This is a genomic window from Williamsia sp. DF01-3, from assembly GCF_023051145.1.
Lineage (GTDB): Bacteria > Actinomycetota > Actinomycetes > Mycobacteriales > Mycobacteriaceae > Williamsia.
Genome location: NZ_JALKFS010000005.1, coordinates 3,225,253 through 3,241,121 on the forward strand (window position 1 = coordinate 3,225,253; position 15,869 = coordinate 3,241,121).

12 protein-coding genes and 1 pseudogene are annotated in these 15,869 nt (G+C 63.4%); 6 read left to right on the plus strand and 7 right to left on the minus strand.

The window, feature by feature from the left end; translation table 11 throughout:
* Positions 1-4: 4 nt before the first annotated feature.
* A complete protein-coding gene (locus MVA47_RS17305) occupies positions 5-1,120 on the minus strand; it encodes a hypothetical protein (protein ID WP_247208882.1) in 1,116 nt (371 codons plus the stop codon).
* Positions 1,121-1,169: 49 nt separating this feature from the next.
* Here MVA47_RS17305 and MVA47_RS17310 point away from each other — a divergent pair, with 49 nt between their 5' ends.
* Entirely contained in the window at positions 1,170-1,787 is a 618-nt protein-coding gene (locus MVA47_RS17310; protein ID WP_247208883.1) for a TetR-like C-terminal domain-containing protein, read from the plus strand.
* A gap of 57 nt (positions 1,788-1,844) precedes the next feature.
* The gene (locus MVA47_RS17315) at positions 1,845-3,347 is read left to right on the plus strand and encodes an amidase (RefSeq protein WP_247208884.1); all 1,503 of its coding nucleotides are present in this window, start codon (positions 1,845-1,847) and stop codon (positions 3,345-3,347) included.
* A gap of 49 nt (positions 3,348-3,396) precedes the next feature.
* On the opposite strand, the gene MVA47_RS17320 is transcribed toward MVA47_RS17315, so the two are convergent.
* From MVA47_RS17320 to MVA47_RS17330, 3 genes are all read right to left on the minus strand, one after another.
* Entirely contained in the window at positions 3,397-4,167 is a 771-nt protein-coding gene (locus MVA47_RS17320; protein WP_247208885.1) for an alpha/beta fold hydrolase, read from the minus strand.
* Between the two features lie 129 nt (positions 4,168-4,296).
* Positions 4,297-5,526, minus strand: a complete 1,230-nt coding sequence (locus MVA47_RS17325) for a peptidoglycan bridge formation glycyltransferase FemA/FemB family protein (RefSeq protein WP_247208886.1) — start codon at positions 5,524-5,526, stop codon at positions 4,297-4,299.
* Positions 5,523-6,686 carry an alkane 1-monooxygenase gene (locus tag MVA47_RS17330; protein WP_247208887.1) on the minus strand — a complete coding sequence of 388 codons (1,164 nt, stop codon included), beginning with the start codon at positions 6,684-6,686 and terminating at the stop codon, positions 5,523-5,525. Before MVA47_RS17330 ends, MVA47_RS17325 begins: the two co-directional genes overlap by 4 nt.
* A gap of 1,056 nt (positions 6,687-7,742) precedes the next feature.
* Between MVA47_RS17330 and MVA47_RS17335 the strand changes: the two are divergent.
* Positions 7,743-9,226, plus strand: a pseudogene (locus tag MVA47_RS17335) (alpha/beta hydrolase-fold protein).
* Between the two features lie 64 nt (positions 9,227-9,290).
* Here the strand turns inward: MVA47_RS17335 and MVA47_RS17340 are convergent.
* On the minus strand, positions 9,291-9,761 hold the full coding sequence (locus tag MVA47_RS17340; RefSeq protein WP_247208889.1) for a hypothetical protein: 471 nt from the start codon (positions 9,759-9,761) through the stop codon (positions 9,291-9,293).
* A 297-nt stretch (positions 9,762-10,058) separates the two neighbouring features.
* On the opposite strand from MVA47_RS17340, the gene MVA47_RS17345 reads away from it, so the two are divergent.
* Positions 10,059-10,976 (plus strand): alpha/beta hydrolase family protein, encoded by a 918-nt coding sequence (locus tag MVA47_RS17345; RefSeq protein ID WP_247208891.1) that lies wholly within the window; start codon positions 10,059-10,061, stop codon positions 10,974-10,976.
* On the opposite strand, the gene MVA47_RS17350 is transcribed toward MVA47_RS17345, so the two are convergent.
* On the minus strand, positions 10,965-12,224 hold the full coding sequence (locus tag MVA47_RS17350) for a PP2C family protein-serine/threonine phosphatase (protein ID WP_247208892.1): 1,260 nt from the start codon (positions 12,222-12,224) through the stop codon (positions 10,965-10,967). The genes MVA47_RS17345 and MVA47_RS17350 overlap by 12 nt on opposite strands.
* Positions 12,225-12,443: 219 nt before the next feature.
* Positions 12,444-13,001, minus strand: a complete 558-nt coding sequence (locus MVA47_RS17355) for a TetR/AcrR family transcriptional regulator (RefSeq protein ID WP_247210867.1) — start codon at positions 12,999-13,001, stop codon at positions 12,444-12,446.
* Between the two features lie 116 nt (positions 13,002-13,117).
* Between MVA47_RS17355 and MVA47_RS17360 the strand changes: the two genes are divergently transcribed.
* Positions 13,118-14,332, plus strand: a complete 1,215-nt coding sequence (locus MVA47_RS17360) for an oxygenase MpaB family protein (protein WP_247208893.1) — start codon at positions 13,118-13,120, stop codon at positions 14,330-14,332.
* A 99-nt stretch (positions 14,333-14,431) separates the two neighbouring features.
* Positions 14,432-15,583, plus strand: a complete 1,152-nt coding sequence (locus tag MVA47_RS17365) for a metallophosphoesterase (protein WP_247208895.1) — start codon at positions 14,432-14,434, stop codon at positions 15,581-15,583.
* Positions 15,584-15,869 lie beyond the last annotated feature (286 nt).

Genomic DNA, 15,869 nt, shown 5'->3' on the forward strand with positions numbered 1-15,869 from the left:
GCGCCTAGCTCGCCGCGTCGGTCCAGTCGGAGAATCCCGACGGGTGGTGCGGCCCGATGACGCCGTGCTCGAACAAACCCGCGCCCTCGCGAACCGATCCGTCAGCCTCGGTACACACGGCCTTCCCGACATGGTCAATGAGACTGAATGGCGCCCGGGCCATCACCTCTGGATCCGTCAGGTCGAAGTCGACGCGTTCAGCGAATGGTGCACCCTTCCAGCTGCCGTGTGCCCACGATGAGTCGCCACCGTAGCCTGACCCGAAAGCGATAGGCGCAAACAACTTTGACTCGACGTCCAACTCGATCCTGTCTCCGGCGCGGTTCATGAACTCCACATGAGCGCTCCGAGGAATCCTTGTGCCGGGCTGGTAGTCAATGCTCACCCGAACTCCGTCGAGTTGCTCGACACGACCGTCTCGCCACCTGCGTGTGCAGTCGTACAGGCTGCGGTGGCCGTCGGGATCTTCCTGCAGGATCAAGAACAGCTGGTAGTCGTCGAACGCCAACGGCAGGTACAGCCACCACATTCCACGGAACGAAGCGTCTGGCCGTCCGGCCGGCTCGGCCTCGCCGACAGGTCGGATGCCCCACGAGCGGTCACGGCTCGCCACACTGCTGTCGTGACTGACCTCCAGTCGTTCGCCATCGACATCGATCCAGCCCTGCCACGAACCGACCTGCGCAAAGCGAGACGCCTGCAGGGTCACCCGCCTGTCGGTGAGCATCTGGTGCGGCTCCTCGAGCGCGGCGGGAAACAACCCGCGCCAGGTGAGATCGGCGGAAATACCTTCGGTCTGTGCCAACGTCAGATGCACCTGCTGTAGCGGCTCGATGACATCGAGGCGGTAGCCGTTGACGTTCTGATGAAGGCGATCGTCGTCGATGGCGTCGCTGAGGTGCACCGCGGTCTGGGTGTCGCCGCGACGAACGACGAAGTAGGCGTCCTTGACGCCGAGTCGCGGGTAATAGCCGATACCGGTCAGTGCCATGAAACGGCCTGCCCGGTCGAGCACGTTGAAGTACGACCGGTCGTAGAAATTTCGATCAGACGTAGCCGGCCAGGTCAGAGGCGCGGGCGTTTGGTGAATGGGGAACTCGTCGAGCGGGCTCAGATGCACTAGCTCTCCTCAAATACGATGCGTACCGTATTGGAACTATGGTGAAGCCATGACAGCAGAAAGCCGCAGTGAAAACAAGAGCTCTGCGCAGTCCACACCCGGGCGACCGCGTGACGGCAGGATCGATGCCGCGATCATCGCTGCCACACGCGAACTGATCCTCCAGACCGGCTACTCCGCGTTGTCACTGTCGGCGATCGCTGCGCGGGCCGGAACCACCACTGCAGCCATCTACCGCCGGTGGTCGGGCAAGGCACAGCTCGTTCACGAAGCCGTGTTGTACGCCGAATCGATACCCGTGCCAGATGGTTCCGGCGACATCCGCGCGGAGATCCGGGGTCTGGTCGAGACGGTCCGGGTCATCTTCGACAGACCGGAGGTGCGGTTGGCGCTACCGGGTCTGATCGCGGACACCGTTGCCGATCCTGAGCTGCACGCCATGATGATCGCGCGATTGGGCGGCAATCTCCCGGCATTCGAATCTCGGTTCGGACAAGAGCGCCGCGACGACGACCACCTGCCCATGCTCGCCGAGGTGGTCGCCGGCACTGCGATCTTTCGCATTCTCATCCGAAGCGACGCGGCCCTCGACGACACCTGGGTGGACGAGATGACCAAGATGATCACCGACCGTTGGCCCCCCGAGAAGTCGCTGGACCACTCTTGAAAAGCGCTCTCCGGTCCACCCGAACGGCTTTGACGGCGGGGAACTATCGTTCGCTGTATGCGCTTTGATGAGTATCAGGATTTCGATGCACTCGGACTCGCTCAACTCGTCAAAGACGGTGACGTGACGGCCGGCGAGCTCCTCGATATCGCGCAGCAGCGGGCACATGAGGTGAACCCTCAGATCAACGCAATCGTCCGCTTCATGAACTCACAGGCCGAAGATCACGTTGTCGATGAACGGGCGGGCCCATTCAGCGGCGTCCCGTTCCTGATCAAGGACCTGGCTCAGGACTATCGTGGCCTTCCGAGCAGCAGCGGCTCGCGATCACTCGCAAACGTTCTCGCGAGCGAGCATTCCACCGTGGTCCAGCGATGGCTCGACGCCGGACTCGTCATCTTCGGCAAGACCAACACCCCCGAGTTCGGCGCCAGGGGAATCACCGAGCCCGAACTGTTCGGGCCCGCGCGCAACCCATGGGATCTGACCCGGACACCTGGAGGTTCGTCGGGCGGATCCGCCGCGGCTGTTGCTGCCGGCATTGTTCCGGTCGCCGGTGCCAACGACGGCGGTGGCTCTATCCGGATCCCGGCCGCCTGCTGCGGACTCGTCGGTCTCAAGCCGGGCCGCGGGCTCCTCCCCATGGGTCCAGCCATCGGTGAGGCAATGCACGGCGCCGCCGCACAAGGCGTTGTCTCCCGCTCGGTACGGGATACTGCGGCGATGCTCGATGTACTCGCCGGGGGCGAGCCGAGCGGCCCGTTCCTGCCTTCCGTCCCGCCTGACACCTACCTCTCACAGGTGGGTGCCGATCCCGGACGGCTACGAATCGGCGTCTGCTCCACATCGGGCATCAATCCCGATCCCCATTCAGAAGCGGTGGCGGCGGTCGACGCCACCGCGAAAGTTCTTGGCGACCTCGGACACGACGTGGAGATCCTGGACCGGCAGCCGTTCGACGACCTGGCGTTGGCCCGCGACTTCCTGCTGACCTGGTTTGTGTACCTGGCTTGGGAAATGGACGACGCCAAGCGCCGATCCGGTTGCAGCGACTCCGATTTCGAAGTCGACACGCGTGTGATGGCCGCGCTGGGGCGAGCCCACAGCGGTGTCGAGTACGTCGATGCGGTCATGCGCCGACACGACCATGTACGAAAGTTGTCAGCGTACTTCGACAAGCATGACCTGCTGATGACGCCAACGCTGGCCGAGCCTCCGCCACGCATCGGGGCGTTCGACACTCCCCGCCCAGCGCGCATGGCGGCGGCCGCTCTTCTGAGAACTCGTACAGCCGGCCTTCTGCGGCATGCCCCGTTGGTGGACAACATGATCCAGGACAACCTCAGTTGGGTGCCCTACACACAATTGGCGAACCTGACCGGGCGTCCCGCGCTGTCGCTACCACTCCACTGGACCCCGCAAGGCATTCCGATGGGTGTGCAGTTCACCGCTCAGCTCGGTGGTGAAGCCATGCTCCTGCGTCTCGCAGGACACCTCGAACAAGCCATGCCCTGGGGACAGCGCTGGGCCGACCTCTCCCCCACAGCTAGCTCCGTGTGAGAGATTCGGTGTAGCAACGCTTTTCGACAGTCGCCTGACCACTGCCACGTCAGCCGCCACCGGATGTCCGCCGGAACGCGTCCGGCGTTGAAACGGATCTGAGGGCGCCTGCGTCGACCGCTCGTGCAAACGTGGCGATCGCTCTGCCCGTGACATCCGGCTGGATGAGCGGGAACAAATGACTGGCGCGCGGTATCACGGTCAGATGAGCACGGGGCGAAATCGCTTCGAAGCGGCGTTCATTGACGCGAAACTGGTCCCAGCCGCCATTGATGAATTCGATCGGACCTGGATACCGCGCGAGTTCGCCCAGAGCATCGAAACGGGAGACCTCGGCGACAACATCTTTGATCGATGCCAATGCGAGGCCACCGACTTCCATGTCGTCAGCGACTCGGCGCCCGACCGATGCTCGGGTGAGCCACCTGCTGATGGCCGCTGCCTGCTCGGGTAGGTACGCGGTCGCCGCCCCGAACGCCCGAAACGGGGCCGCATAGAACGGACTGGGTTGTGCGGTCGCGCACATCGCCACCAACCCACTGACCAGATCTGGACGCCTGCCCGCGACGGCCATCGAGACGTAGCCGCCCATCGACATGCCTGCAACGATCGCGGGTGGCCCGAGCTTTTCGATGGCCTTGACCACCGTGTCAACGGCACTTGCGAGCGTGAACGTCTCCCCCACCCGTCTGCCATGACCGGGCAGATCCGGGAACACCACTTCGCGGTCGGGGAGCGCGGCAGCAATTCGGTGCAACGATGCCCCGCTGACACGAATCCCGTGGACGAGAACAACCGGTGCGGGAACGGGCGCAGACACGGGAGTCAGTATGCCCTCAATACTCGATGGGCCCACAGCTCCAGCTGCGCCCCTGCGCCAAACCGTCACACGAAGTTCTCGAAAGTGTTGCGCAGCAACACTCGAGTTGAACGGCCGGGAAACGGCAGCTCATCCCAGGCGACGTAACCTGCTCCAGACAGGTCCATGCTCGAGCCACACGTAGTCCGGATTCGGACGCACCGGACGACCGCGTAGCCGATTCAGCCGTGGCGATTCGTCGATCAGTGACGTGAGTATCTCGAGTTGCCGCAGCGTCCATGCCCGCCGGGGACGAACGGCTATCTGGTAGGCGCCGAGGTAGTCGGTGATTTGTTCACTGAACGCGGTCTTGAACTGGCCCACACCGTGGCGGGGGTGAGATGGATCGGAAATGGTCGACGTCGACGGTGTCCCGTCGAGGTCATATCGCTCGCATCCCTGCTCCCGCGCCCATTGCATGATCTCCCACTGCAGCGCGTACGCCGCGCGGCTACCTCCCAGTCCACACAGGAACGGGTCGCCAGGGCGCTTGCGAATCGAGCCCGCCCCCAGGTACAGCGCATTCTTGCCCAATTTCGAGACGAATGCGCCGACCACCACCTCGCCCTGGTGCCGAGCCAGGAACAGCTGACCGTCGCCCGACGCTTCGTACTGCTGGAACAGCGCAGTCGACGTCTCGAGGCCGGGGATCCTGAACCGGCCACCGCTGGTGGCGTCGAGCATCTCGTACAGGATGCGGCAGTTCTCGTCGGTGGCCGGGACCCGTTCGACCGTGACACCTTCCTGCGCTGCACGACGGATCGACTTTCGCGCTCGCTTCTTGAAGCGAGCCTGCACGTCGAGTTCGGAGCCGCGTAGATCCACGATGACCGTGCTGTCGTCCAACCACGTCGGCACCCGGATAAAACCTTGGGCACGAAGGATTTTGGCGTCGTCTGCATTCGCCTTCAGTTGGGAACGCACCCGAACCGCGGTGATCCCGTTCTCTGCCCCGAACGCAGCAACTGCGCGGCCAGACCGGATCAGATCGTGAACGTCGAGGACAGGTGGTCCGAAAAGCACCCAGAGCGCTCCCACCAGCGGCACGTCCACCTGGAACGCCGTCACTGCGTAACCGCCCACGATGAGATAGATGGGCCTGGCACCCTGTAAGGCCATGCCGTCGATGTTGGCGCGACCGCGATAGACGGTGCCCTCGTCTGGGCTCAGCAGGATCAGTTCGTCCCACCGCGCGATTTCGTCCTCGTCGGCGAAGCGGACGTGCGTTGCTTCAGCCACAGGCTGATGACGTGCATCGCCACGTTGTCCGAATCGCCGACCTGAGCGGACAGTTCCGCGCACCGCGTTGACTGCGCTCATCTGGCAGAACTCCCGGCTAACGCAGCGCCGTAGCGCTGCTCGATTTTGTCGGCCTTCGGCGGGTGAACATTCACCTTGGAAAGGTCGCCGTTGTAATGACCGAGCACGCGGGGATCCATCACCTTCCGCCACAGCGGCGGGAAGAACGCCAGAACCACCATCATGGCGTAGCCCGCAGGAAATTGAGGGGCCTCGCTGCAGCTACGAAGGGCCTGGTACCGCCGTCCGGCGCGCGCGTGGTGATCGGAGTGCCGTTGCAAGTTGAGCAAGACCACGTTGCTGACGAGGTGGTCACCATTCCAACTGTGCTCGGGACGAACCTTTCCCAATCTCCCGTCCGGAGTGGGCATTCGCAGCAATCCGTAGTGCTCGATGTAGTTCACGGCTTCGAGTACAAGCATGCCAATGACCGCCTGCAGCGCGAAATATGGCAGCATCGCCCACCCGAAGGCTGCGACGATGACAACGACAATCGCGACACTCACCGACCAGGACTGCAGAATTGTGTTGCGCCAGTTCCAGAATCGGTGGCCCTGACGATGTAGACGAGCGGTTTCGAGCTCGATACCCGAGACGAGTCCTCCATAGAGCGCGCGGGGATAGAACGCGAACAAAGACTCGCCGAATCGCGCGCTCGCCGGGTCTGCAGGGGTTGCGACCTTGACGTGGTGGCCGACGTTGTGTTCGACGTAGAAGTGCCCGTATACCGACTGCGCCAACGCGATCTTGGCCAGGCTCTGCTCCAATTTCTCGCGTTTGTGGCCCAACTCGTGAGCGGCGTTGATACCGATTGCAGCACTCATGCCCAGTGTGATCGAAAGGCCAACGCGCTCACCCCTGGTCATGTCCGCGAAGGCAAGGCACCAGAAGCCGAAGAACAGACCCGCGTACTGGAGCGGGACGAAGATGTAGGTGCACCACCGGTAGTACCGGTCCGCGGACAGCGTCCGCACCGCATCATCCGGCGGTCCGGCACGGTCGGGCCCGCGGATCAGGTCGAGGAGAGGGACGACCACGAGCAGCAGGTAACCACCGAAACCCCAGAGCAGCCCCGACACGGTGTTCGCCAGGAGGCACGCGATGAACGGCCCGGCAGGCACGAGTAGACAAAGCGGCCACAGGTGGCGTTTGGGATCCTTCCAGGTGCGAGTATCCGACATACCCCGGTCCTCGACTTCAGCTCTGAGCTGGGTGTGGTGTATCAGCACAGCCACCTCGCCCGCAATCTTCACGCGTCTTCACACTCACGGATCCCTTCCGTGGCACTGCATACCCCAAAACCCGGTTGTTCGACGTCAGGACTGGTTCGCCCGCAGCGGCCGCTGCCAGTCCGTCTCGCCGTTCACCAAATGCAATTCCCCACTAATCGTCTGATGCGCAATTTAAACACAGAAAGTCCGCTACCAGATCGCCAATTCGGTCATGCTGGTCGAACTGTGATTTACCGAACCTCTTCACGCGTGTTTGCAGGTTCGGAAACATCGTTCTGGTAACGAGCTGTGCTAGCGACTGGGTCCGCGAACCAGCGCGTCAGGCTCATGACCCTGCCGCATACAGTCAGCGATGAGCCAGGGTTCACGACCAGTTGAATGACAGTTGCGTCGATCATGTCCACGAGAATCCTTGTGAGACACCAAAGCTCATGTCTACTCGTCTCGCCGATCGACCAGCAAGGGTGATACACGTCCAAGAACCCAGTTTCGCGATCATTGATCTGCATTCGCAATGCCTCGGCGATTGCAGGGAATGCAGGCGCCGACAGGTCGTTCAACTGGGTTCGCAGCTTTGGCCGGCTACCGGCTCGACGACGGGCGGCGTTTCCTGCAGTGATGTCTGCGTCGTCGCCGGGCCTTCGCGGGGTGATTACAAATATGCAATCCGGGTTCGCTCGCGCTCCAAATCGAGTGACAAACCCGCCCGTTTCAACGTCGCCCGACGGCAGCACGCATCCGGAGTAGCAACGGATACGCCGTCCGCGAGCACCGGACCTCGTGGTGTCTCATCCACGCCATCGAACAATCCAGCGCACGAATTTGCGGATCGACGACCTGTGTCGGCGTGCTGGGCCCTATAGTGGGCAAATCTCCAGTGTCGAGCGACGGCACTGGCGGCACCAGAGAAGATTCCGTTCGACGGGTAACGCGTCACCGCCCGAAGACGACATCTAATACAGTGCCTCAGTCGTCGGGGACCGAGATCAAGGAGCCAGTCCCCGCATGCCCTCACCTGCAATCCCCAGCGGCAATGTCGTTCCAGCTTGGGAAATCGACTCGACCGACAAGCAGCCCGGCAGGTCCGGTGGGCGTCGCAGGCCCCGCGTGCTGGTCATGAGTGCCGTTGTGGCCGTGCTCAGTATCGGGTTGACGGCCGCGAGTTCGTTCTTGTTCACATTCACGTCCGCATCCGCGCTGACCGGCCATCCAGAAGTGCTGCGAGATGGCTGTTCGTGGGACTCATCCGGCAGCTTCGTCCAGAACTGCCAGGTCTGGTCCCCGTCGCAGAACAAGTGGGTCACGGTCCAGATCCGCGCGTCGCAGGGCAGTGACCAGGGCGTGTATCTGCTCGACGGCATGCGGGCCCGCGAGGATCGTTCGGCGTGGACAACCGACGTGAGAGCCGCGGACGTCTACGACCACACCACCGACACCACGCTGGTGATGCCCGTGGGCGGCGCATCCTCCTTCTACACCGACTGGAACGGCGGCGCGGGCGACCAGAACAGCACCATCAGGCAGGAAACGTTCCTGACCGATGAATTGCCCGCTTATCTCGCACAGAACTTCGGCGTGAGCCCGTCCAACAACGCAATCATCGGCTTGTCGATGTCGGCCGGACCGGCGGTCACCCTGGCCGAACGTCACCCCGAGCAGTTCAAAGTCGTGCAGGCGATGTCGGGTTACTACCAAACCGACAATCCGCTGGGCGCTCTCGGTGTCTTCGCGTCTCAGACGTTGGTCTCCAACTACACAAACGGCATCCTCAACATGTGGGGTCCCCCGGCAGCGCGCAGTGGACCGAGAACGACCCTTCGAAGAACGTCAGCAAGTTGAAGGACAACGGGCAGGTCCTGATCATCTCCTCGGGTAACGGCTTGCTGACACCCGGTGAACTCGCCCACCTGGCGCCGCAGGATCAGATCAGCGCCATCGCCTTGGAGATGTTGTCGGCGGTGTCGACCATCTTGATGCAGATGCAGGCCAGACAAAGCGGCGCCAACGTGGTCGTCCTACCCAATTACGGCGGGCACACCTGGGAGAACTGGGGCCGCGGACTCCGCGATGGGCGAGAAGAGGTGACGCAGGCGCTACGCAGCACCCCGCCTGTCACCGCCAAGACCCAGGTGGTCACCGCCTCGGGCTCACCGGTGCCGGACGGATCGGCCAAGGTCACCGACGCCGCATTGCTGGCGGCGCAAACCCCATCGGTGCTTCCGTCCGACATCCCTGAGACGGCAACCGCGCCCGAAAGCGTTGATCCGAGCTCCGACCCATCGGCGACGGACTCCGCGCCCAGCGGGCCGACGTCCGCGACGGGGCCGGCGGCGACTGGGACCGTCACGCCCACCGACAGCCCTGCAACCACCACGCCCACTGCAGAACAGTCGCAAGTGAGCACCGAGGTACCTGCGTTGGACATTCCTTCGGCGACGACCACACCCCCGGCCATGAGTGGAGCGTCTTCGGCACCGGCAGCTCCATAGGCTTCAGCGGGCGGGTGACAGCGATCGCTGACGGATCGACGGTCCACCGTCGGACGTAGGCGAGCTACGAGGGGTGACCCGCCCGCTGCCTGCGAAGCGCCGACCACGCTCCGGTGGACCAGAGCGCCCACGCGATCAACACCGGCTGGAAGAGCAGACGTGTGGCACGGGCCTGGTCGGTGTTGAGCCCGAACGCATCACGGTGGTTGATCAGCTGCGCCAGGTTGCCCGGAAACACCGCGACGAAGAACGCGGCCAGCACCAGACCGACAGCGGCTCGGCGGCGTTTGAGGAAGACGGTCGAGGTTCCCAACGCGATCTCGACCACACCTGATGCGAGAACGGTCACGTCCGGGCCGAATGGCACGAAGTCCGGTACCTGCGCTTGGAAGTCCTGGCGCGCAAACGTCAGGTGTCCGATACCCGCGAACACCAAGGCCGATCCGAGCGCAATGCGTGCGACAGCGCGCGCCGGCTCTTCAGCCGAAGGAGAGTCGGCGAGAAACACCGTCAGAGGGTTTGGCCGATTCGTCATTGGATTCACCTTCGAGTCGAGGTAGCCGAAGTGGCTGCTCAACCAGCGTAGGCAACCGCTCTGCACCATGCAGCTCATGTGAGCACATCTGTTGTCCGACGTTTATCGCTGCACCGTGCGGTTGATCGGTTGTCGCGACCTTCAGGCAGTCGACCTGGGCACGTGGTTTACTGTCGCGGGGTCGGGAGCCCAGTATCGACGGCACGGGGGAATCAGTAAGTGAGACGGCGGTTTTCGGCCATTGTGGCCATTGTGATCTTCTGTGTCATAAGTGAGCTTGCGGCAGCCCCTGCGGCGATGACGGCACCGATGGCTGACGGCCTTGCGGCGCCTGCGCGCATCGACACGTTGGTGATGGTGACGCCTCAACGAGCAAAGCTCACCGTCTACTCGCCGATGATGCGCCGGACCGTTCGTGTTGATGTGCTGTTGCCGGCGCGGCCGAGAGCCGCTACCCCACGCCCGGCGCTCTACATGCTCGACGGCATCGACGCCGGTATCTACTCGGGCTACAGCCAGAGCGGATGGACCCAGTACACGGACGTCGTGGAGTTCATGGCAGACAAGAACGTCAACGTCGTGCTTCCCATCGGCGGCACCGGCAGTTACTACACCGATTGGAAACAGGACGATCCCGCGCTGGGCAGGAACAAGTGGGAAACATTCCTCACCCGCGAACTTCCCCCGCTCATCGACTCGACGTTCGAGGGCAACGGGCGCAATGCCATCGAAGGGTTGTCGATGGGTGCCACCGGCGCATTGATGCTGGCCGTGCGGAACCCTGATCTCTACAGCGGCGCTGCGCTTTTCAGCGGCTGCCTCGACCTCGGAGACCAGGCCGCCCAGAATGCCACCACCGCAAGCGTGATGACTCGCGGCGGGAATCCGGCCAACATGTGGGGCCCGGCGTACAACGAGGCGTGGCTCGCCCACGATCCAGGCGCGAATATCGGTGCCCTGCGCGGCAAACCGCTGTACGTCGCGGTCGGAAGCGGCGTGCCGGACTGGTCGATGGGCGTGGCGGGGCTTGCCTCACCCGTCGGCGGAGCTCTCGAGGCAGCTGCGTTGGCCTGCACCCGTACCTTCGAGACCAAGGCCGAGGCGGCGGGCGTAGACATCACGTTCGACTACCGAGAAGGCCTGCATTCCTGGGGCTATTGGAACGGCGATCTGCATCGTTCGTGGCCGACGATCCAACAGGCTCTAGGCGTGTGAGTCCCCTGTCGGCAGGCCCGTCGGTGCCGGGAGCCTGGCAAGTGCCACCACGGTCACGTCGTCGGGATTGTTCGTCCGGGATGCCATACCAGAGATCGCATCCACGATTTCGCTGGCGGACGATGCTGCCACGGCAACGGCTGCGACGTGGTCGACCGCGGCCATCGATCCGTCGTACAGATCCAGAACACCGTCGCTGAAGCACACCACCATGTCCCCCGGCTGGAGGAACAGTTCTTGCATCGTCCAATCGTCGTCGAGTCCGAGCCCGAGCGGTAGGTCATGAGACCCGAGTCGCTCCCACGATCCGTCGGCACGAGCGACCAGTGTCAGTCCATGCCCGGCATCGGCGTAGAGCATCCGGCCGTCCTCGGCGCGAATCCTGGCGTGGAAGAGGGTTGCGAACGATTCGGTGTCACCCAGATCGGTTGCAAGGCAATCTGCGGTTCGTGTAAAAGCGACAACCGGGTCCTCATCGTTGCGGGCGCTTCGCACGACAGCCCGGGCTGTCGCCGCGATGATGCCCGCACCGACACCCTTGCCCATCACGTCCCCGAGAGTGAAACCCAGACCCCCGCGTATGGGATACCAGTCGAAGAAGTCGCCTCCGATCGCGGTGGACGGAATGCATGCGCCCGCAACCTGATAGCTCGGTAGTGGTGTTCCGCTCTTCGGCAACAGTGCCTGCTGAACCCGCGAAGCCTGGTCGAGTTCACTGGTCGTCGCACGCTCTCGCCGTTGGATGACAGACAGTTTCTTTCTCGACAACCGCGACAATTCGTTCACCACGGTCGCTGCGAATGTGAATGCGAACGCACTGAACAATCCGCGCCACAACTCGTTGGGATTGTCGGACACACTCGTGCCCAGTGCAAACGGCACAAGAAGAGCCGCACACACGCCCAGGAACGAATAGAAGATGAATCGACGGCCCTCTGAACTGGCGAACCAGATCACCGGGAGTATCAGCAGAGAAGCGAAGATCGACCTGCTCTCTCCCGTCGAGAAGCGAAGCGCGCCACATGCGAACAGATCGAGCGTGGGAACTATGAAGCCATACCTGTACAACGACTCGTCTCGGGAGAAGGCAACTGCGAGAACGGTTGCGATCACTGTGACCACCACAGCGCTCACCAGCACCCGCGCATCGCTGACGACCAGCGTCGGGATGGTCCCACTGAGGACCACCGCCACCGAAAAGAGCGCAACGAACGGGAGTTGTTTCAGGAGAGGTGAAGGTCGATCCACACCCAATCGGTGGCGAAGAGAGCCTTGCGGCATGAACTCCCTTTCCCGAAAAACGAAATGTCTGATTCGACACTAGTGGACAGATCGACGTTGAGGTCGAGGGCATTCGGTGTTGTGTCGAATTCGCTTCCCGAAAAACTGTGGCTGCGAAGACATCAGCCCTCTCCACGACCATCAGATGACCGGGCCGGACCGTGAAAATACGTCTCCGATTACGTGTCAGGTGGGATCGAAAGCGGCGAGCAACATTCGCGCGCCGGTCGAGATCAGATTTTGTCGGTCTGATCGATCAGGTCGCAGTAGAGCGATGCGCAGACAGAGGCTTGCGGTCGCGCCCATCGTGAGGAAGACGAGGTCGTCGAGCGCCCCGCCCTCGAGGTCGGGACGCAGACGGGCGGGGAGGACACGGGCCAGCGGTATCAGAGGGCCCTCGACCTCGCGCCAGGCGTCACCGAACTCCGCCTCATCCGAGGCAAATGAAGCGCGGAGCACAGGGGCGTGTCTCTCGAACGCAGAAGTGAGGGTTTCCACCACGATCACCATGGCATCCATCGGATCCTTGTCCATCGCGCTACCGACGCCGGTTGCCAGCTCTGTGGTGATCTCGTGAACCGCGGTCTTTCGTAGGTCGTCGATGATGGCGTCCATATCCGCGAAGTAGCGATACACCGTACCGATGCTGACGTGTGCAAACTGCGCCAGTTGCTGGGTTGTCGGTCGACGCGCGGGCTCGCGCCGGAGAAGCTCGACGGTTCCCTCCAGCAGCGCCTCACGCATCTCGACCCCGCGTTTCTGTCGCGGCGTCACGCGTCGATGTGGCGGAGTCGCACGGGCCTTCTGGGTGGTCACAAAAGTGAATAGTAAGTGAGGATTCCTCGTGTTTGACTGAGATCATGACTTCAGTTCCACCGAATGACCTGGTGAATACCGATGTGGCGGTAGCTCGATTCGGCGACGCCGGTCGGGTATGGCTCGAGGCCATGTGGCTGGGCGACGACCTGGCGGATGCCGTCGTGAACGACGACTTCTCTGGGACGTCGGCCTCCTCGGCAACCGAAGCGGTGTGGACTGCACTCGCCGACGGTGTTCGGGCGATGCCGGACGCCCCGCGGTCTCTGCAGGATCTGTTCACATTCCTGGACACCGAACCCGACTGGGTGGACCATGAGCGGCTCGACCATGCCGCAGATGCACTGATACGTCACACCGCCGCGCTGGGAATCGTGCTGGGGGCAGCATCTCTGGTGCGAGGTGCATGTAACACCATCGCCGGGAAGCCGCTGGCACTGACAGGCCGGTACGTATCTCAGCCGGCCATTCGATCGGTCGAGGTCGGCGAGTGGCTGCGCAATGTGATCACACCCGGGGGAATGCGTCGTGGCGGCGACGGCTTTGCGTACACCGTGCGGGTTCGGATGATCCATGCGCATGTGCGCCGCGCTCTTCGGGATCTGGAGGTGTGGGACCAGGCCGCATGGGGAGTACCCATCCCCCAGCCCTACATGGCGTTCACGCTCGCCGAGTTCGGCCACATCGCCATCGATGCGATGCACAAGTTGGGCGTTCGGTTCACAGACCGCGAACTCGCAGACATCTACCACCTGTGGAGATACGTCGGACATGTCGTCGGGATGGACGAGCGGCTCAACCCGGTCAGCGAGTCCGATCAGATCCGGATCGAGGAACTGTACCGGTTGACCTCACCCGGGCCCGGTGAAGACGACCGCGACTTCGTCGTGGCACTCACCGACGACTATCTGATCCCAGAACTCGCCAATGCGTTGCCTGGACCGCAACGGATCCGCCACGCGGCCGCCTCCACGCTGATGCGATCGCTGCAGAGGGTGTTCATCGGCGACGACGCGGCCGACGAGTTGCACATTCCCGACGGGCGACTCAAGCACGTCGTGGGTCGCGTCGGTCCACTCCTGGCTGTCGCCGCGCGTGTCCGGCTGGCCGTGGCCGGGGACCCTGACCGGCTGACCCGCAGTGCCTATCTCGCGCGCGACGAGGACATGGATCGGATGCGGGCCGCCTATCGGGTCAACCATGATCTCGTGGACAACGCCCCGCCCACCCCGTTGCGGGCTGCTGCCGGACGGGGCTGACCGCCTCGGGCGTCTCGGATGCAGTCAACCGTCTGCGACAATTCGAACAATGACGTCCCGGATCACCGCCTCCCGCTCTGATTGTCTCGCCGAGCATTCATGACGCGGTTTCTTGTTTTCGCACTACTGCTGGCGCTGGTGTCCTACTGGCTCCATCGGCGACTTGTCCGAGCCACCGGCGTTGCCCGCCCGTGGTCGATCATCGTCGACATCTTCCTCGGACTGCTGTGGGTACTGGCGATGATCGGTGTCGGCAGCGGCGAGCTGCTCGATCCGTCGTGGGCTCGCACCCCCGGGTTCGCCGGATGGGTGTGGCTGGGAACGGTCTTCTACCTCGTACTCGGACTTGCGATCATCGGCTTGGCATCCCTTGTCGCGCGGATGGTTCGGCGCCTTCGGGGCTCGCGGAGCGAGTCGTTCGATTCGTCCCGTCTTCGCGCGATCCGGATTGCCACCGTGGGAGTGGTGATAGCTGCCGTTGCCACGACGAGCTACGGAGTGGTCGAAGCGGTACGACCTGAGGTCGTCCGTGTCACCGTGCCGCTCGCGGCGCTTCCCGACGAGTTCGACGGATTGCGGGTGGCTCTGATCTCCGATCTCCACGTGGGGCCCACCCGCGGCGGCGAGTTCACCGCACGCGTGGTGGAAACAGTGAATGCCGAACGCCCAGACCTCATTGCCATCGCGGGCGATCTCGTCGACGGAACGGTCGAGAAGGTGGCCGGCGACCTGCAACCACTCCAACGGCTGTCGGCGCCTCTCGGGGTGTACGGCGTCAGTGGCAACCACGAGTTCTATGCCGACGACGGGGGGCAGTGGCTCGACGTGTGGGACAGGCTCGGCATCCGGACGCTTCGCAACGAGCACGCCGTGGTCGAACGAGGGGGCGCACGCATCGACATCATCGGCATCCACGATTACTCATCTCCGAAGCCCTACGAGCCCGACCTCGGCCGAGCACTCGACGGGCTGGACCGCGAACGCTTCGGTCTACTCCTGGCCCACGAACCGCGCCAGGCGTTCGAGGCATCCGACATGGGTGTCGATCTCCAGCTCTCCGGTCACACCCACGGAGGTCAGATGTGGCCGATCCGCTACCTCGTGCCGCTGCAACAGCCGTCCGTAGAAGGCCTGGACCGAGTGGGCGAGACCACCTTGTACACAACACGCGGCGCCGGAGCATGGGGGCCACCAACCCGTGTCGGCGCGCCGCCAGAGGTCACCATCTTGGAGCTGGTGCGTTCTCGGTGAATGGATTTCGGCCCGGGACACGCGGGAGACATGCGGGCACCGCGCCGACCAACCGGCGTGTCGACGGGGCAGCGGTCGCGCGTCTCGGAGACTCTTGCTTAGATGTGTCCTATGAGTACCTACACGTCGCTCGACGCTGCCATCGACACTTTCCTCAACACCAACCCCTGGGCCATCGACGTCCTCCAGTTCTTCCTGAACGGCCTGCCCTGATCAGTCGCTGATCGGGCTTCGCGCCCGCAGCGCAATTGTTCGCCCGAATCGGTCCGTCGCCTCATGGCGACGG